The organism is Faunimonas pinastri (assembly GCF_900110915.1).
Classification (GTDB): domain Bacteria; phylum Pseudomonadota; class Alphaproteobacteria; order Rhizobiales; family Afifellaceae; genus Faunimonas; species Faunimonas pinastri.
Genome location: NZ_FOFG01000001.1, coordinates 544267 through 561424, shown reverse-complemented (window position 1 = coordinate 561424; position 17158 = coordinate 544267). Strand labels below are relative to the sequence as shown.

Here is a 17158-nt window from a genome sequence, read left to right as displayed (position 1 = left end):
CCGCGAATTAAGCATTATAGTGCTGATTTCGTCGCGGTACGAGTTCACTACCAAGCGGGCCCAAATACGTCAATATGGCTGACATTATTAATGCAGTGGAATTCGCGGAGTCCCGTTCCGCATCGTCCGACGGCGACGAGGGGCGCGACGTAACGGACGTAATGGAGCTGCTGTTCTTCTCCTATCGCGACTTCGTGTCCGACCCGGACGAGATCTCGGCGCCCTACGGCTTCGGCCGCGCGCACCACCGGGTGCTGCATTTCGTCAACTTCAATCCCGGCCTCACCGTCGCCGACCTGCTCGACATCCTGCAGGTCACCAAGCAGAGCCTCGGCCGCGTGCTGAAGGAACTTGTCGATCTCGGCTTCATCGAGCAGAAACCGGGCCTGCGCGACCGGCGCCAGCGGCTGCTCTTCCTCACCCCTTCGGGCAAGGCGCTGAACAGCAAGCTGGAAAGCCCGCAATACCGCCGGATCCGCCGCGCACTCGAGGACGTTTCGCCGGAGAACCGGGCGACGATCCTGTCCTTTCTCTTCAACATGATCGACAGCGAACACCGGCCGACCGCCGCCCGCGTCGCCCTCAAGCAGGACATGCCGGAGAAGAAGCGGTGAGCGAAACCCGGATCGCCGGCCTGGCGGGGCGACCGCCCGACGAGGCCATGCACCTGCTGGTCGTGGACGACGACAACCGCATCCGCACCCTGCTGACGGGTTTCCTCGGCAAGAACGGCTTCCGCGTCAGCGCCGCCGCCTCCGCGCAGGATGCGCGCCGGCAGCTTTCGCTGGTGACCTTCGACCTCTTGATCCTCGACATCATGATGCCGGGGGAGACGGGCCTGGAACTTGCGCGCAGCCTGCGCGAAACCTCCGACGTGCCGATCCTCATGCTGACCGCGCGCTCCGAGCCGGCCGAGCGCATCGAGGGGCTGGAGGTCGGTGCCGACGATTACCTGGCCAAGCCGTTCGAGCCCCGCGAACTGCTGCTCCGCATCAACAACATCCTGAAGCGCGGCGCGGCGGCCCCCGCGCCCACCGGCGCGGAATCCGTGCAGTTCGGCCCGTTCAGCTTCCATATCGATCGGGGAGAGCTGAAGCGTGACGACGAGGTCGTCCGCATCACCGACCGCGAGCGGGACATTCTCCGGCTCTTCGCCTCGCGCCCGGGCATCACCATCCGCCGCCATGAATTCCTCGACAACGAAGGCGGCGGCGAGCGCGGCGTGGATGTCCAGATCAACCGGCTCCGGCGCAAGCTGGAGGTGGATCCGTCCAACCCCGTCTATCTCCAGACCACCCGCGGTATCGGCTACCGCCTGCTGGCGGACTAGGCCGAGGCTCGTCCATGCCCCTCACCGGCGAATTCGCCACGCGGCTGCGCACGCATTCCCGCGAGCTTCGGGAAAAGCTCGGCCGCGCGGTCGCTCATCCCCGGGTATCCCGCACCGTCCGTCAGATGCGCGTCCTGCGCCGGACCTGGGGCGGACTTTTCGAGCACCTGCCCAAGGGCCTCTATCCCCGCACGATCCTGATCGTCGTCCTGCCCATCGTGATCCTGCAATCGGTGGTGGCCTACGTCTTCATCGAGCGACAGCTGCAGAACGTCACGGAAAAGCTCTCTGACGCGGTGACGCGCGATATCGCCGCGATCATCGAGGTGATCGAGACCTATCCGCAGGACGAGCGCTTCTCCCAGGTGGAACAGCTTTCCGGCGACGCGCTGGGGCTCTCCATCTCCGTGCTGCCGCCGGAGCCGCTGCCTGCACCGGCGCCGAAGCCCTTCTTCTCCATTCTCGACAGCACGCTCTCCGACAAGATCCGCGAGCGCATCAACCGCCCGTTCTGGATCGACACGGTCGGCAATTCCGACATGGTGGAGATCCGCATCAGCCTGAAGGACCACGTGCTGCGCATCTTCGCCCCGCGCAGCCGCACCCTTCCCTCGAACCAGCATATCTTCATCGTCTGGATGGTCGGGACCTCGCTGGTGCTGATCGCCATCGCGCTGCTTTTCCTGCGCAACCAGATCAAGCCGATCCTCGTGCTGGCCGAAGCGGCGGAGAATTTCGGCAAGGGCCGCCCGGTCCGGAGTTTCCGCCCACGCGGGGCGCGCGAGGTGCGCCAGGCCTCGCAGGCTTTTCTCGACATGCGCGAGCGCATCGAGCGGCAGATCGAGCAGCGCACCACCATGCTGTCCGGCGTCAGCCACGACCTTCGCACCATCCTGACGCGCCTGACGCTGGGCCTCGCCATGCTGGACGAAACGCCTGAAACGGACGCGCTGCGCGGCGACGTGGTCGAAATGCGCCACATGCTGGAGGACTACCTGGCCTTCGCCAAGGGCGATGCCGGGGAAGCCAGCGAAGGCGTCGACGTGCCGGCGCTGCTGGAGGATCTGGCCGAGAACGCGCGCCGCTCCGGCGACCGGGTCAGCGTTTCCTTCGAGGGCGCGCCACAGGTGCTGGTCCGCGCGACGCCATTCCGCCGCTGCCTCGCCAATTTGATCGGCAACGCGGGCAAATACGCCGACACGGTGGAAGTGCGCGGGCGGCACCTGGACGGCTGGCTGACCATCACCATCGACGATGACGGCCCGGGTATCCCGGAGGAGGAGCTGGAAACCGTGTTCCGGCCGTTCTACCGGCTCGACCGGGCGCGAAACGTCGATGCCGGCGGCACCGGGCTGGGGCTGGCGATCGCCCGCGACATCGCCCGCAGCCATGGCGGCGACATCGCGCTGGGTGAAAGCTCGCTCGGCGGCCTCAGTGCGGTGCTCCGAATTCCGGCCTAGGGAACCCGGCGGAGGGGAAGCCCGGCTTGGGGTCGATCGCCCCTAGAACAACCGCCCGCCCAAGGGCACGTCGCGCTCCGGCACGAGCAGCACGACCTCGCCCTCCGCATCCGGCACGCCAAGCGTCAGCACTTCCGACATGAAGGGGCCTATCTGCCGGGGCGGAAAGTTGATCACCGCCATCACGCGACGCCCAACCAGGGTCTCCGGGCTGTAGTGCCGGGTGATCTGGGCGGAGGACCGCTTGCGGCCGATCCCCGGACCGAAGTCGATCACCAGCTTGAAGGCGGCCTTTCGCGCCTCCGGGAACGGCATGGCCTCGACGATTTCGCCAACGCGGATATCGACCTTGAGGAAATCGTCGAAGGTGACGGGCGCGGCGGCCTCAGCCGGCATCGACCATCTCGTCGGCGTCGGGCTGCGGGTTCGGCTCGCTCGCCTCGCGCTTGACCGGCGGCGAGAGCAGCCGGCTCGGCAGGCGCGGGATCAGCCCGGAAACGAGATTGCCCAGGCGGTCCAGCCGCGTGGCATTGCGTTCCGCATCCTTGAGGCGCCGGTCGAGCTCGGCCATGGTGCGCGCCATGCCCGGATCGTCGTCGCGCAGCCACACGCGCATCACCGCGCCCCAGATCAGCGTCAGGCCTTGCGCCCGAACCATGCCGGCCGGGCCGGAAGCGGTGATGCCGGCGGCATTCAGCATCCACCCCATGCTGGTCGTGGTCAGCCGGTTCAGTTCCAGCGCCAGCAGCGGATCCCGGAGCGCCGAGCCGGCCAGGCCGCGCACCGCATCGCGAGAGGGCAGCAGCGCCTCGAAGCGCGACAGCAGAATATCGAAAAGCCGCTCGCGGCGCGCTTCCATGACCAGATCGGGATCGAGCTCGGCGAGCACGAGCTCGTCGGTGCGGCGAAGGAAATCGGCGAGGATTGCGGTGCGGCTGTCGTAGGAGCCACGCAGCACCTTCAGAGAGGTGCCCGCGCGCTCGGCAATCCGTTCCAGCGATACGTCCGAGTAGGAGCGCTCCGCCGCGAGCTGAAGAAAGGCATCGATGATCTTGTCACGGGTCTTCTGGGTAGCCATGGCACGTTCCTCTGATGCTCTCGCCGAGCCTCCCTACATAGGGCGAACGGGCGGGAGATTGAACCCGCAAGCCTGACCCCGAGGATCCCCGCCTCGATCCAGGTCGATCCGGCCCGGCCCGGCGCGGCTCAGCCGAGTTCGATCGAGCGCAGGCGAGCGGCCTCGACCGCCCGATCCATGAGCGGCTGCAGCCCGTCATCCGCCATCAGCACGGAGAGAGCGGCGGCCGTCGTGCCGTTGGGCGAGGTCACGTTCTGCCGCAGCGTTGCGGCCGGAATGGCGCCGCCGTCCAGCAGAACGCCTGCGCCCGCCACCGTCTGGTTCGCCAGCGTCTCGGCGAGATCCGCCGGCAGGCCCGCCTTGCGCCCGGCTTCGGCCAGGCATTCGGCGAGCAGGAAGACGTAGGCGGGGCCGGAACCGGAAACGGCGGTGACCGCGTCCATCAGGCTCTCGTCCTCGATCCACGCGACCTTGCCGACCGCTTCCAGAAGCGCACCCGCGAGAGCGTGGAAATCCGACGTCACGCGCTCGTTGCCGATGGCGACGGTCATCCCCATGCCGACCTGCGCCGGCGTGTTCGGCATGGCGCGCACCACGGCGGAGCGGGGAAAGGCGGCACCGAGCATATCCAGCCGGATGCCGGCGGCGACGGAGACGACCAGCGTCTCCGGCCCGGCGATCACCCCGGTGGAAGGCAGGACGTTGCCCATCATCTGCGGCTTCACCGCCAGCAGCACCGCCCTGAATTCGCGCGTTCCCGCCTCTTCCATGGAGGAGACGACGGTGATGCCGCGATCGGTGAACTCGGTCCGGCGCGCCGCATCGAGGCCGGGATCGACCACGGTGACCGCGCCGGGATCGAAACCCCAGCCCAGCCAGCCGTTCAGCAGCGCACTTCCCATCTTGCCCGCCCCGAGAAGGCAGAGCGGCTCGGCACGTTCCAGCATGATGTCGGGCTCAGGCCTCTCCAACGGTCTCGAACAGAACGGCGGCCAGCGCCTCTTCCGGCGTCTTGCCGGCCCAGATCACGAACTGGAAGGCCTGATAGTAGCGCTCGCAGGCATCCACGGCGGCGCCCAGCATCGCTTCCAGCTGGCCGGAGCCCGCCTCGACACCTTCCGTCAGCAGCATGCCGTTGCGGTACATGACGAGGCCCTCGGCCTGCCAGAGATCGAAATGACCGAGCCAGAGCTGTTCGTTGACCAGCGCCAGCAGGCGCATCACTTCAGTCTTGCGACGCTCGGAAACCTTGAACTCGAACGCGCAGGCGAGATGCAGCGCCTCCAGCTCCTCCATCCACGACAGGGAAAGATTGTAGTCGGACCAGCTGCCGGAAACGGAGATCGTGATCTCGTCGTCGCCGGAGCGGTCGAAGGACCAGTCGTGCGACGAGGCGATCTGCTCGGCGACATCAACGGGGTTGGCTGTGAGAGACATGTCCATGTCGATGAGAGTCATTGAATATCCTCACGGCAAGAGGAGGAAAACAGAAACAGTTCGCCGGGGCCGACTTCGCGAAACCGAGACTTGCATTGCGGGCAGCCAGTTCTTCGGTCGCACGTCGCTATTTCTGACAAACGAATCTCCATTCACGTCCGACTATAAGGGCATCACCCCTGCGCAACAGCATCACGACGGAACGGAAGATCTTTTCCACGGGGAAAGGCGACCTCGACCGGATGCCGAAGACCGCCTTTGCACTCCGCGGCGGTGAGCAGCGGCCTGATACGGGACAGGGCCTGCGAGATAGCTCAGTCCAGGTCCACGGTGGGCGTCGAACCCTGCAGGGCCGAGGGATGCACGTCGGCGCCGCCTTCCAGCTTCGCCAGACGGTCTTCCAGCCGCTGCAGGCGAACGCGGAGCGCGTCGTTCTCGTCGCGCGCCTTCGCCGCCATTTCCCGTACCGCCTCGAAATCCTCGCGCTGGACCATGTCCAGTTCGCTGAAGAACCGCTCGGCCTGGGAACGGAACGCCGTCTGCACCTCGCGCCGCATGCCCTGGGCCACGCCGGCGGCGTCGGTCATCATCTTGGCGAACTCGTCCATGAGACGGCTTGAAGTCTGGGTCATGGCTCTTGATACTCCGCGGGGTCGGGATTAAACGCTTCCAACCTCGATGGGTCCTGGTTCCGGCCTTGAACATTCGGCAGGCGCATTGCCGGGCGCATCCTGGAACACAGGACGCCGCCGAGGCTTTAGATAGAGGTCCGGCCCCGCAAGTGCAAGCAAGCACCTTGGCGGCCCCTGGGGCATCGCGGCCGTTCCCTGCCTGGCCATCTCGCCGGGCCCCTTCCCGCTCGTCCCGCGCCGAAGACGATCGCTCGCCTGCGGCGGCGGGGCGCTTGACCCGCTTCGGCCCGCAAAGGCATGGTCCGCGCGCTTCAGGCCGAACCGGAATCACCATGCCCTTTTTCGTCATCCCGTTCCCGGTAATGGACCCGGTGGCCGTCCATCTCGGTCCGCTCGCTGTGCGCTGGTACGGGATCGCCTATTTCGTCGGCATCCTGCTCGGCTGGTTCTATGCCCGCCGACTGGTCCAGAACGGGCGGCTCTGGGCGGGCGGACAGGCGCCGCTGACCGTGCGCGACGTCGACGATTACCTGACCTGGGCGACGCTCGGCATCATTCTGGGCGGCCGGCTCGGCTACGCGATCTTCTACCAGCCCGGTCACTTCCTGGACGACCCGCTGGGCTTCTTCCGTCTCTGGCAGGGCGGCATGTCCTTCCATGGCGGAATGCTGGGCGTGATCCTCGGCATCGTCGTCTTCGCTCGCGTACGCAAGTTCCCGATCCTCGCGCTGATCGACGTTGCGGCGGCGGTAGCGCCATTTGGCCTGTTCTTCGGCCGCATCGCCAATTTCATCAACGGCGAACTCTACGGCCGCCCGTCCGACGTGCCGTGGGCGATGATCTTCCCGACCGATCCCGTTGGCGTACCGCGTCATCCGAGCGAACTCTACGAGGCTTCGCTGGAAGGCGTCGTGCTGTTCCTGATCCTGCGCGTCCTCACCCACTACTACCGCAGCCTGCGCTATCCCGGCGTTACCGGCGGCGCCTTCATCGCGCTCTACGGCGCGGCGCGGATCTTCAGCGAGTTCTTCCGCGAGCCCGACCCGCAGCTCGGCTTCATCGCCGATTTCCTGACCATGGGCATGATCCTCTCCGTGCCGATGATCCTGATCGGCGTCGGCGCGATCGTCTGGTCGCTGCGGCGGAAGCCGGCCGCCGAATGAAACCGGCATGAGCACGGAGCTGGCGGAAAAGATCCGCCGCCTGATCCGGCAGCAGGGACCGCTCGGCATCGCCGAGTACATGGCGCTCTGCCTCGGCGATCCCGAGCACGGCTATTACATCACCCGCGACCCGCTGGGAGCGGCCGGCGACTTCACCACCGCGCCGGAAATCAGCCAGATGTTCGGCGAGATCCTGGGCGCGTGGCTGGCCTATGCCTGGCAGCGGGGTGGCGCGCCCCGGCCCGTCCGGCTCGTGGAACTCGGCCCCGGCCGCGGCACGCTGACCGCGGACATCCTCCGCGTTTTCCGCCGCGTTCCCGGTCTTTCGGACGCGGTGAGCGTGCACATGGTGGAAACGAGCCCGGTGCTGCGCGCGCGTCAGAAGGAGGCGCTCGCCCGCTTCGATGTGGCCGTCGCCTGGCATGACGGCCTCGCCGATATTCCGGACGACCGGCCGCTGCTGCTGGTCGCCAACGAATTCTTCGACGCGCTGCCGATCCGGCAATATGTGCGCCAGGGCGATATCTGGCAGGAGCGCGCGGTGGGACTTGGGCCGGATGGAGCCCTCGCCTTCGGGCTGGGCTCCGGCCGGCTCGATAACGGGCCCGCCGCGCCGGACGGCACGATTCTCGAGCTCTGCCCGGCGGGCGATGCCGTGATGGCCGAGATCGCCGGGCGCATCCGCCGGCATGGCGGCGGAGCGCTGGTCGTGGATTACGGCCACGAGCGATCGGCGCCGGGCGAAACCTTGCAGGCGATGCGCGGCCACGCCTTTGCCGATCCGCTGGCGGAGCCCGGCGAGGCGGACCTGACCGCGCATGTGGATTTCGGGGCCCTGAGGCGCCGGGCCGAAGCGGAAGGCGCGCAAACGCACGGACCGTTGACGCAGGGCCGTTTTCTTCTCGACCTGGGCCTTCTGCAGCGAGCGGGGCAGCTTGGCGCCGGCAAGGATGCGGCCGCGCAGGAGGCGATCCGCGCGGCGGTGGAACGGCTGGCCGGGCCGGACCAGATGGGCAACCTTTTCAAGGTCCTCGCCTTGACCGCACCGGGGATCGCAGCGGCGCTGCCGCCGTTCGCCCCTGCCCGGCCCGAGGAACAAGGGAGCACTACATGAGCGCAAGCGAAGAGATCCGCAGAAAAGCCGGCGTCCGCCCCATCGAGGCACCGGCGCTTCAGGCGCTTCCCGGCATCCGCCATGGCTTCTTCACGCGCGAGGGCGGCGTCTCCGAGGGCATCTATGCCGGTCTCAACACCGGCCTCGGCTCAAGCGACGACCGCGAGGCCGTCGTCGAAAACCGCTCGCGCGTCGCGAGCTGGCTCGGCGTGCCAGCCGACCGGCTTGCCACGCCGTATCAGGTGCACAGCCCCGACGTGGTCGCCGTCCACGAGGTCTGGCCGGCCGGCGAAGGCCCGAAGGTCGATGCCCTCGTGACCGATCGACCGGGGATCGCGATCGGCGTCGGCTCGGCCGATTGCGGGCCGGTGCTGTTTGCCGACGCGGAAGCCCGCGTGATCGGCGCGGCCCATTCCGGCTGGAAAGGGGCGTTCACCGGCGTGCTGGAGTCAACGGTGACCGCTATGGAGCGGCTGGGCGCCAACCGGTCGCGCATCGTCGCGGTGCTCGGCCCGACGATTTCGTCGGCGGCCTATGAGGTCGGGCCGGAGTTCGTGTCGCGGCTGGTCGCCGACGACCCCGCCAACCAGCGTTTCTTCCGCGCGTCCGACCGGGCGGGCCACGCCTTCTACGACCTCCCCGCCTATATCCTGAACCGACTCTCCGCGATGGGGCTGCGGCATGCGGAAAACCTCGATCTCTGCACCTATGCCGACGAGACGCGGTTCTTCTCCTATCGCCGCACGACGCATCGCGAGGAAGGCGATTACGGCCGGCTGATCGCCGCGATCACGCTCGCCGATCCTGCCGGGCAGTAACCAAGCGCATAAATTAACCGGCTCAGGATAGCTGCCCTGCGTTGGCCCGCTTCGGCCTCCATGCTAGAAGCATCGCCCACGAGGAGCCTCGCGAATGACCTGTAAAGCCATGTTCCCGCTTGCGCTGGCCGGCCCGATCCTGGCCGGCGGGCTGCTGCTGGCGGGCTGCGCGCATCAGGCTCCCGCCACGACGGACGGAGTTTCGGCCTCGACGGGCGCGGCGACCGCCGCACCCGCGACGAATGCCGTCCGGATTGCGCTGATCCCTCCCGCCGATGCACCGGTCGCCGTGACGCAGTCGCTGCAGCAAATGCTGGCGGCCACCGCGTCGGCGAACGGCGTCACCCTTCTCGGCGCAAACGATTCCTCGGCGGCCTACCGGCTCAAGGGTTATCTTTCCGCCGTGCCGGACGGAGGCGGGACGCTCGCCGTCTATGTCTGGGACGTGACGACGCCGGACGGACGACGGGTCTACCGGATCAGCGGGCGGGCCAAGGCGAACGGGCGCCCGGACGATCCCTGGACGGCGGTCGATTCCGGCATCCTGATGCAGGTCGCGCAGGGCACTTTCGCCGCCTTGCAGGGCTGGCTTGCACAGAACGCAGGCTGATCAGCGGTGCAAGCCGATCCGAAACGGTTGTCGGGGAAAGCTCAGGTTGATAGAACGCCGCCGCCCGTATTGAAGTGGCCGGGGGGTAAAATCCTCCCAATCCCCGGCCGAAGGAGCTCCAGCAGATGAAGATCGTCGCCGGCAATTCGAACCGTGTCCTGGCGCAATCGATCGCGCAATATCTCGATCTCGAGCTGGCCAAGTGTACCGTCCGGCGTTTCGCGGACCAGGAAATCTTCGTCGAGCTGCAGGAAAACGTCCGCGGCGAGGATGTCTTCGTCATCCAGTCGACGAGCTTCCCGGCCAACGACAACCTGATGGAGCTCCTGATCATTATCGACGCGCTGCGCCGCTCCTCGGCGCGCCGCATCACGGCGGTGCTGCCGTATTTCGGCTATGCCCGGCAGGACCGCCGCGCCGCCGGACGCACGCCGATCTCCGCCAAGCTGGTCGCGAACCTGATCACCCATGCCGGCGCGCACCGCGTGCTGACCATCGACCTGCATGCCGGGCAGATCCAGGGCTTCTTCGATATCCCGACCGACAACCTCTTCTCCGCGCCGGTCTTCACCAACGACATCAAGGAACGCTACGAGGTCGACAACGTCATGGTGGTCTCGCCGGATGTCGGCGGCGTGGTGCGCGCCCGCGCGATCGCCAAGCGCATCGGCGCGCCGCTGGCGATCGTCGATAAACGGCGCGATCGCCCGGGCGAGTCGGAGGTGATGAACATCATTGGCGACGTACGCGGCCGCAACTGCATCCTGGTCGACGACATCATCGATTCCGGCGGCACGCTGGTGAACGCGGCCGACGCCCTGCTGGCGAAGGGCGCGCAGTCGGTCATGGCCTATATCACCCATGGCGTGCTTTCCGGCGGCGCCGTCGCCCGCATCGCCGGCTCCAAGCTGAGCGAGCTGGTGATCACCGATTCCATCGAGCCTACGCAGGCCATGCTGGATTCGCCGAATATCCGCGTGGTCTCCATCGCCGCGCTGCTGGGCGAAGCGATCAGCCGCACGGCACTGGAAAAGTCCGTCTCCAGCCTCTTCGACTGATTTCCGTCGCGAGGGGCGTTCGCCGCCTCTCAGACGGTCATCACCGAGCCGCCATCCACCCGGACGTTAGAGCCCGTCATGAAGCTCGCATGGGCCGAGCACATGAAGGCCACGACGGCCGCGACCTCTTCGGCGCGGCCGCGCCGTTTCGCGGCGATGCCCGGCCGCTCTTCGTCGAGAAAGCTCTCCACCGCCCGGTCGAAGGAGACGCCGAGTTCCGTCGCTCGCTTCTCCATCATCTTGTCCGTCATCGGCGTCGCGACGAAGGCCGGGGCGACCGTGTTGATCAGGACCCCGTCCGGCGAATAGGCCTTGGACAGGCCCTTGGCGAGGTTGTTCACCGCCGCCTTGCAGGCGCAATAAGGCAGTTCGTCGGGATAGGGTTGCACGGCATCCTCGGAGGAAAACAGCACGACACGGCCCCACCCGGCGATCCGCATGCCGGGGATGAAGGCGCGGCAGACCCGCACCGCCGCCATGAGGTCTGTCTGCAGCGTCGTCTCCCATGCCACGTCGTCGAGATCGAGGAAATCGCCGGTCGCGCCCGTCACGCCGGCGGCATGGACGAGGATATCCGGCGCGCCGAAGCGCTCTTCCGCCGCCCGCCTCAGCTTGTCGACATCGGCCTGGCGCGTGAGGTCGGCGGTGACCGCCAGCACGTCGCCGAGGCCTTCCAGCTTCGTCGCGGCGTCTCGCAGTTGATCCGTGCTCCGGTCGCTCAGCACGATGCGCACGCCCTCGCGGATCAGGAACTCGGCCGTGGAAAGCCCCATCCCGGAATCGCCGCCGGTGATGAGCGCTGTGCGCCCCCTGATTCCGAGATCCATGCTGCACTCCCTGACGGTTGTCGGGAGCGGTAACCGCAGCGGCGGGGCGGAGTTCCGTCAGCTCGTGGGAACGACCTGTTGAAGCTTCTGGGCGGCATCCAGCATCAGCTGCCCCTTGTCCTGCGCATCCTTGATCAGCGGCTCGAGCTCCGGCTGGATCGTCGGATTCACGGCCATTTCCGTGCCGTTAAAGGTGACCCGGGCATAGTTCTTGTCCAGGAACTCGCCGAGCCGATGATCGCTCTCCCCCGCCGCATCGACCAGCGGGAAGAAGCCGCGATAGGCTTCCGCAGGTCGGCTCACGACCTTGTCGAAGACCTTGGCATAGACCGGCGCCACGTCCTCCGGCTGCTTCAGCGAGGAGCGCTGCAGGCTCGCCTTGGAAACGGCGGCTTCCAGCGCGGAGCGGATCGCTTCCACCTGCTCATGCGCGCTGCGGATATCGGCGCGACGACTCATCAGGTCCTGCGCGGAGGCGATCGCCACGTTCTGCACCGCCGGCTGCATCGGCCTGGCGACATGCTCGACGAAATCGGCGTGGAAGTCGGTCAGCACCGAATATTGCGCCGCATAGGGGCCGAGCGCCTTTGTCGCGTCCGGCGTCAGCGTCGCGATATCCGCGCCGGGACGATCGATCTGCGCCTGCAGGAGCTCGATGAACGACTTGCGCTGCTCCGCTTCCGGGTTGCCGCAAGCCGTCAGCGAGATGCAGAAGGCGAGCAGCATGAAGATTGCGGGAATGCGCTTCAGGCGAATCAATTCGGTTCCTCGGGCGGGGTGACGGACTGCGGCATCTAACGCCGGATCCCCTCCCCGCCAACTCCTAACCGTCTACTCCGCCTTCGGGATGACCTCGAAGACCAGAAGCTGGGTCACTTCGCTCTTGTTGAAGTTGTTGTCGGAGATGAGCACCAGGCTGTCATGGCCGTTCGGCAGCTTCGGCCCGAAGCTCACGCCTTCCACATTATCGAGCCTGTCCAGCCCGAGCGTGTTGAGGTCCAGCACCAGCCGCTTGCTCATCGGGCGGACATCGGCTCCGGCAAGCGAGGGCAGGCCCGCGATATCCGTCGCCCCGGTCGTGTCCGCCTCGTAGAGCCGGATGTAATTGGCGAAGCTCTTGTCGGCCGCCTCCACGCCGGAACGCTCCAGCACGAGGATGCTGTCTTCTCCGTCCACCAGGATGTCGCTGATGCCATTGTCGGCGAAGTGACCGGTCGGACGCGCCGGGATCGGGTCCACGGGATAGGCGAACTGCCCGAGGATGCGGCCGTCGCGGTCGAAGCGGGTGATGCGGGTCAGCGTGCCGGCATCGGGCGTCGGCACCGGCCCGTCCTGGATCGGCGGGGCCTCCATGGAAACCCAGATCGACCGCCCGTCCGGGGCGAAGCTCAGCCCTTCGTAGGAAAGGTTGTCGCGCGCGCCGCTTTTTCCGTCGGCGTGGGCGGCGAACATGTCGGGGGTCGGCAGAGGCGGCTTCGCCGTGCCGTCCATCGCCGCCTGCCGCAGCGTCGGCGACTGGCCGAGCTTGACCGCGCCCTCGCTGCTCCACCACAGGGAATGGCCGTCGGGATCGACCCTGAGCGCCTCCGGGTCCGGCACCTCGCCGCCCAGCGTCGCGGCGGTCAGCAGGTTGCCGAAGGGCCGGCCGTCCGGCTGCCGCAGCGTCGTGACGCCGGCAATGGCGACGGGATCGACACCGTCGAGCCCGAAGGTCAGCCGCAGCGTGTAGAAGCGGGCCGGCGCCTTCTCCGATTTGTCGTCGGAGATCGCATACCAGAGCCCGTTCCGGGGATCGTAGTCGACGCCGGACAGGCCGCCGACGAGCGTACCCTCGAAAATCGCGTCGTTGGGGATGCGCTGCTCGCCGATGAAGCGCAGCGAGCCGACGGAATGCGTCTCCTGAGCTTGTCCTGCCGCAGGCGAAGCGAGAGATGCCACGAGGACTAGGGCCGCCGAGATCCGACGCCGCGAAGCCTTGCCGTTCATTCCCTTCGTTGTTTCGATCATCCCGTTCTCCGCAATTCCGCGTCCCGTCCAGCGGCGATCCACACATTGCGCGACACGTCTCGGTCCCCGCGCAGGAGCCGCTGTTCCTCCGCCAGTGAAGACCAGTCATGCATTTTGCTGCAGTGCACAAGATCCGGATTTGATGCCATCTTAGGCGTGTCTTCGAAAGGAACACGTCATGGCCAAGTCCCTGAACAGCCTCAACCGCACCATCCAGCGCTGGAAGCGCTACCGCACCACGGTTCGCGAGCTGGAATCCATGAACAAGCGTGAACTGAGCGAACTCGGCCTCGAGCGCGGTGACATCCACGCCATCGCACGCCGGGCTGCCCAGAACCTCTAAGCCGGTTTCTCCAGGCTCTTCAACGACCGGGCGCGGCGCTCAGGCGCCGCCCGCCCCCTCTATCTGCCCGTGCCGATCTGCCCGTGTCGATCCGACTGGCCGATCTGCCTTACCGACTCTTCGGGGCGATCCGTTCCGCTACCGCACGGCCCAAGGCCGCATGGGCTTCGGGATCGAGATGCAGGCCGTCGAAACGGCTCGACGTCGTCACCTTGCCGCCGTCCAGAAATTCCGCCCCGTGATTGGCGGCGACATGCGCGTAAGCCTCGCTGAAGAGCAGCGACTTCTCGTAGCCGCCCTCCATCATCGGGCCGAGCCGCGGCGACATCTCCCGCAGCAGCGGCGGCGGGCTGACCACGATCATCCGAGGCGCCGAGCCGCCGGGCCCCGTCCGCGATCCCCGCACGATCTTCAGCAGCGTGCCGACGCTTTCCGCGATCTCCCACCCCGACATGCCGAAGCGCGCCTTGAGGTTGTTTGAGCCGAGCATCACGACGAAGACGTCGACCGGCCGGTGGCTGAGCAGGCACGGCAAGAGATAGGGCCGCGCGTTCATCTCCACGCCTTCGACCGGATCGTCGCAGATCGTGGTGCGCCCGGGCAGCCCCTCCTCGACCACCCGCCATTCGTGCCCGAGTTCAGCCTGCAGCACGCCGGGCCAGCGCTCGTCCGGGCCATAGCGCCCGTCCGGCCGCTCCACCGTCGCGCTGCCCCAGGTGTTGGAATCGCCAAAGCACAGAACCACCGGCATGGGCGTTCTCCGTCCCGTCAGAGCTGCACGACCGGGATCGGCTCGTCCGGCGCGCCGGCCACCAGCCGGTTGCGCAGCGTGCGGCCGAAGACGGGCGAGCTGATTTCGAAGACGTCGCCCGGCTTTGTCTCGACCCCGGCGGCACAGCTGAGCGCGCTCGCCCCGAAGAAATAGACATGCACGTCGCCGGGGCGGCGGAAGCGGGCATACTTGAAATGATGCTGCTCCAGATTGCGGACGGAGTGGCACATATTCGCCTCGCCGGAGATGAGGTCGCCGGACCAGAACTCGCCGCCGTCGCGCAGGATCTTGACGGTTCCCTCGACGGTTTCCGGCAGGTCGCCCACCAGCAGTTCCGGCCCGTAGGAGCATTGCCGCAGCTTGGAATGGGCGAGGAAGAGGTAGTTCACCCGCTCCATCTTGTGGTCGGAATATTCGTTGCCGATGGCATAGCCGACGCGCAGCACCTCGCCGCCGTCACCGATGACGTAGAGGCCGGCGACCTCCGCCTCCTCCCCACCGTCGTCGGCATAGCCGGGCAGCTCGATATCGCCCTCCGGCGGCACGACCCAGGAGCCGTCGCCCTTGTAGGCCCATTCCGGCTGAACACCGATGGCGCCCTCGCCCGGCTTGCCACCCTCGATGCCCATCTTGAACATCTTCATGGAGTCGGTGAGGTTTTCCGACTGGAGATTGGTGTGCATGGCGTCGCGCTGCGTGGCGCTGCCGAGATGGGTGAGGCCGGTCAGCGCCAGCACGGTATGCGACGGCTCGGGATGATCGAGCGGCACGAGCAGGCGTTTCTCGGAAATCAGCGCGTCGTAATCGACCGCCTCGCCGAAGCCATGCGCCTCGACCGTGGCGGCGAGCGAGCGGCCGCTGCGATGGGCTTCCAGCGCCAGATCGCGGACGCTGTCGGCATTGCGCACGATCCGGGGCGCGGCCGAGCCCTCCGTCAGCGCGCCGACCCGGCGCTGTCCATCGGCTTGGCGAAACTGAATAAGACGCATTCCTCTCCCCTTCTGTGGATCGCGCCGGGTTATCCCGGCAGCGCGGCTGGGCTCACCGGCCCGCTCTTTTCCAAGCTCTAGACCGAGCCCTGCCGCCTTGCCAGCCCCTTCCGGGCGCAGATGACAGTTCCATTCTTGTGCGTCCTCCGGAAACCGGAATTCGCGTCCGCGGCAAGTCTGGCGTTTCATGCCTCCGGGCTCTAGATCTGAAACGGATGCCGGTCATGCCGGCGCGAGAAGATGCGAGCAGGACGGGCGAGATGGCCGAGAGCGCGATGAACCACGAAGAGAAACTGGACAAGCTGGCCGAAGTCGCCGTCCGTGTCGGTCTGGGCCTCGCCCATGGCCAGCAGCTCGTGATGACCGCGCCGCTGGAAGCCGTGCCGCTGGTACGGCGCATCACGGAACACGCATACAAGGCCGGTGCGTCGCTGGTCACCACCATCTTCGGCGACGAGCAGTCGACGCTGATGCGCTTCCAGCATGGCGCGGACGACAGTTTCGACACGGCGTCCAAGTGGCTCTACGACGGTATGGCGGAAGCCTTCCGGGGCGGCGCCGCGCGTCTCGCCATCGCCGGCGAGGATCCAAACCTCCTGGCCGGGCAGGACCCGGCCAGGGTGGCCCGCGCCAACCGGGCGCGCTCGCAGGCCTATCTGCCGGCGCTGGAGCTGATCTCCGGCTTCGACATCAACTGGACCATCTGCTCGTTCGCCTCCAGCGCGTGGGCGCGCGCCGTGTTCCCGAACGTTTCGGAAGAGCAGGCCGTGGCCAAGCTCTGGGACGCGATCTTCGCGGCTTCCCGCGTCGACCGGCCCGATCCGGTCGCCGCCTGGGGCGAGCACAATGCGGAGCTGCGCGCCCGCTATTCCATGCTGAACGCGAAGCAGTATTCCGCGCTGCATTTCCGCGGGCCGGGCACTGACCTCAAGGTCGGCCTCGCCGACGATCACGAATGGGCGGGCGGCGCGACGAAGGCCAAGAACGGCGTCGTCTGCAATCCCAACATCCCGTCGGAGGAAGTCTTCACAACCCCGCACCGCGCCCGCGTGGAAGGCACCGTCACCAGCACCAAGCCGCTTTCCTACCAGGGCACGCTGATCCAGGACATCGCCGTCCGCTTCGAGGGCGGGCAGATCGCCGAAGCGCGCGCCCGCACCGGGCAGGACGTGCTGCAGAAGGTGCTGGAGACGGACGAGGGCGCGCGCCGGCTGGGCGAAGTGGCGCTGGTGCCGCATTCCTCACCGATCTCGGCCAGCGGCCTGCTCTTCTACAACACCCTCTTCGACGAAAACGCATCCCACCACATCGCGCTCGGCCAGGCCTATGCGAAATGCGTTCGCGGGGGCCTCTCCATGACCGAAGCGGAGCTGGAGCAGAAGGGCGCGAACCGCAGCCTCATCCACATCGACTGGATGATCGGCTCCGACAAGGTGGACGTGGACGGCGTCAACGCCGACGGCAGCGCGGAGCCGCTGATGCGCGGCGGCGAATGGGTCACCAAGGCGGCCTGAGGCGAC

Annotated in this window: 20 protein-coding genes; 10 read left to right on the top strand and 10 right to left on the bottom strand. The window is 67.2% G+C overall.

The features are described 5' to 3' along the window. The first annotated feature begins 74 nt into the window (after positions 1-74). From BMY25_RS02580 to BMY25_RS02570, 3 genes are all read left to right on the top strand, one after another. Positions 75-614 (top strand): MarR family winged helix-turn-helix transcriptional regulator, encoded by a 540-nt coding sequence (locus tag BMY25_RS02580; protein WP_092494989.1) that lies wholly within the window; start codon positions 75-77, stop codon positions 612-614. Positions 615-661: 47 nt separating this feature from the next. Beyond that, a complete protein-coding gene (locus BMY25_RS02575; protein ID WP_092495182.1) occupies positions 662-1330 on the top strand; it encodes a response regulator in 669 nt (222 codons plus the stop codon). A 125-nt stretch (positions 1331-1455) separates the two neighbouring features. Next, positions 1456-2790, top strand: coding sequence for an ATP-binding protein (locus tag BMY25_RS02570; protein WP_092495181.1), 1335 nt, complete (start codon positions 1456-1458; stop codon positions 2788-2790). A 42-nt stretch (positions 2791-2832) separates the two neighbouring features. On the opposite strand, the gene BMY25_RS02565 is transcribed toward BMY25_RS02570, so the two are convergent. From BMY25_RS02565 to BMY25_RS02545, 5 genes are all read right to left on the bottom strand, one after another. Continuing rightward, entirely contained in the window at positions 2833-3186 is a 354-nt protein-coding gene (locus BMY25_RS02565; protein ID WP_092494988.1) for a tRNA-binding protein, read from the bottom strand. Continuing rightward, positions 3176-3868, bottom strand: coding sequence for a TetR/AcrR family transcriptional regulator (locus BMY25_RS02560; RefSeq protein WP_092494987.1), 693 nt, complete (start codon positions 3866-3868; stop codon positions 3176-3178). The genes BMY25_RS02565 and BMY25_RS02560 overlap by 11 nt, the downstream gene beginning before the upstream one ends. A gap of 128 nt (positions 3869-3996) precedes the next feature. After that, positions 3997-4818 (bottom strand): pyrroline-5-carboxylate reductase, encoded by an 822-nt coding sequence (proC, locus tag BMY25_RS02555; RefSeq protein ID WP_092495180.1) that lies wholly within the window; start codon positions 4816-4818, stop codon positions 3997-3999. Between the two features lie 7 nt (positions 4819-4825). After that, positions 4826-5326 (bottom strand): type III secretion system chaperone family protein, encoded by a 501-nt coding sequence (locus tag BMY25_RS02550; RefSeq protein WP_092494986.1) that lies wholly within the window; start codon positions 5324-5326, stop codon positions 4826-4828. Positions 5327-5619: 293 nt separating this feature from the next. Beyond that, on the bottom strand, positions 5620-5937 hold the full coding sequence (locus tag BMY25_RS02545) for an accessory factor UbiK family protein (protein ID WP_092494985.1): 318 nt from the start codon (positions 5935-5937) through the stop codon (positions 5620-5622). A gap of 332 nt (positions 5938-6269) precedes the next feature. Between BMY25_RS02545 and lgt the strand changes: the two genes are divergently transcribed. The 5 genes from lgt (at position 6270) to BMY25_RS02520 (ending at position 10700) form a co-directional block, all read left to right on the top strand. Continuing rightward, positions 6270-7100, top strand: a complete 831-nt coding sequence (lgt, locus tag BMY25_RS02540) for a prolipoprotein diacylglyceryl transferase (RefSeq protein WP_092494984.1) — start codon at positions 6270-6272, stop codon at positions 7098-7100. 7 nt (positions 7101-7107) lie between these two features. Further along, positions 7108-8214, top strand: coding sequence for a class I SAM-dependent methyltransferase (locus tag BMY25_RS02535; RefSeq protein WP_092494983.1), 1107 nt, complete (start codon positions 7108-7110; stop codon positions 8212-8214). A 14-nt stretch (positions 8215-8228) separates the two neighbouring features. Further along, positions 8229-9032 carry a peptidoglycan editing factor PgeF gene (gene pgeF / locus BMY25_RS02530; protein WP_428976936.1) on the top strand — a complete coding sequence of 268 codons (804 nt, stop codon included), beginning with the start codon at positions 8229-8231 and terminating at the stop codon, positions 9030-9032. 94 nt (positions 9033-9126) lie between these two features. Beyond that, entirely contained in the window at positions 9127-9642 is a 516-nt protein-coding gene (locus BMY25_RS02525; RefSeq protein WP_143061858.1) for a hypothetical protein, read from the top strand. Positions 9643-9767: 125 nt separating this feature from the next. After that, entirely contained in the window at positions 9768-10700 is a 933-nt protein-coding gene (locus tag BMY25_RS02520; protein WP_092494980.1) for a ribose-phosphate pyrophosphokinase, read from the top strand. A 29-nt stretch (positions 10701-10729) separates the two neighbouring features. Here BMY25_RS02520 and BMY25_RS02515 read toward each other — a convergent pair whose 3' ends face one another. From BMY25_RS02515 to BMY25_RS02505, 3 genes are all read right to left on the bottom strand, one after another. Next, positions 10730-11527: an SDR family NAD(P)-dependent oxidoreductase gene (locus tag BMY25_RS02515; protein ID WP_092494979.1), complete on the bottom strand. Its 798-nt coding sequence runs from the start codon at positions 11525-11527 to the stop codon at positions 10730-10732. Between the two features lie 57 nt (positions 11528-11584). Then, the gene (locus tag BMY25_RS02510) at positions 11585-12286 is read right to left on the bottom strand and encodes a DUF3053 family protein (RefSeq protein ID WP_092494978.1); all 702 of its coding nucleotides are present in this window, start codon (positions 12284-12286) and stop codon (positions 11585-11587) included. Between the two features lie 72 nt (positions 12287-12358). Beyond that, a complete protein-coding gene (locus BMY25_RS02505; protein ID WP_238858114.1) occupies positions 12359-13534 on the bottom strand; it encodes an esterase-like activity of phytase family protein in 1176 nt (391 codons plus the stop codon). Between the two features lie 178 nt (positions 13535-13712). Here BMY25_RS02505 and BMY25_RS02500 point away from each other — a divergent pair, with 178 nt between their 5' ends. Further along, on the top strand, positions 13713-13877 hold the full coding sequence (locus BMY25_RS02500) for a DUF1127 domain-containing protein (protein ID WP_092494977.1): 165 nt from the start codon (positions 13713-13715) through the stop codon (positions 13875-13877). A 109-nt stretch (positions 13878-13986) separates the two neighbouring features. Here BMY25_RS02500 and BMY25_RS02495 read toward each other — a convergent pair whose 3' ends face one another. After that, the gene (locus BMY25_RS02495; protein ID WP_092494976.1) at positions 13987-14628 is read right to left on the bottom strand and encodes an SGNH/GDSL hydrolase family protein; all 642 of its coding nucleotides are present in this window, start codon (positions 14626-14628) and stop codon (positions 13987-13989) included. 17 nt (positions 14629-14645) lie between these two features. Continuing rightward, positions 14646-15638, bottom strand: a complete 993-nt coding sequence (araD1, locus tag BMY25_RS02490) for an AraD1 family protein (RefSeq protein ID WP_092494975.1) — start codon at positions 15636-15638, stop codon at positions 14646-14648. A 260-nt stretch (positions 15639-15898) separates the two neighbouring features. Between araD1 and BMY25_RS02485 the strand changes: the two genes are divergently transcribed. Further along, on the top strand, positions 15899-17152 hold the full coding sequence (locus tag BMY25_RS02485; RefSeq protein WP_092495178.1) for an aminopeptidase: 1254 nt from the start codon (positions 15899-15901) through the stop codon (positions 17150-17152). Positions 17153-17158 lie beyond the last annotated feature (6 nt).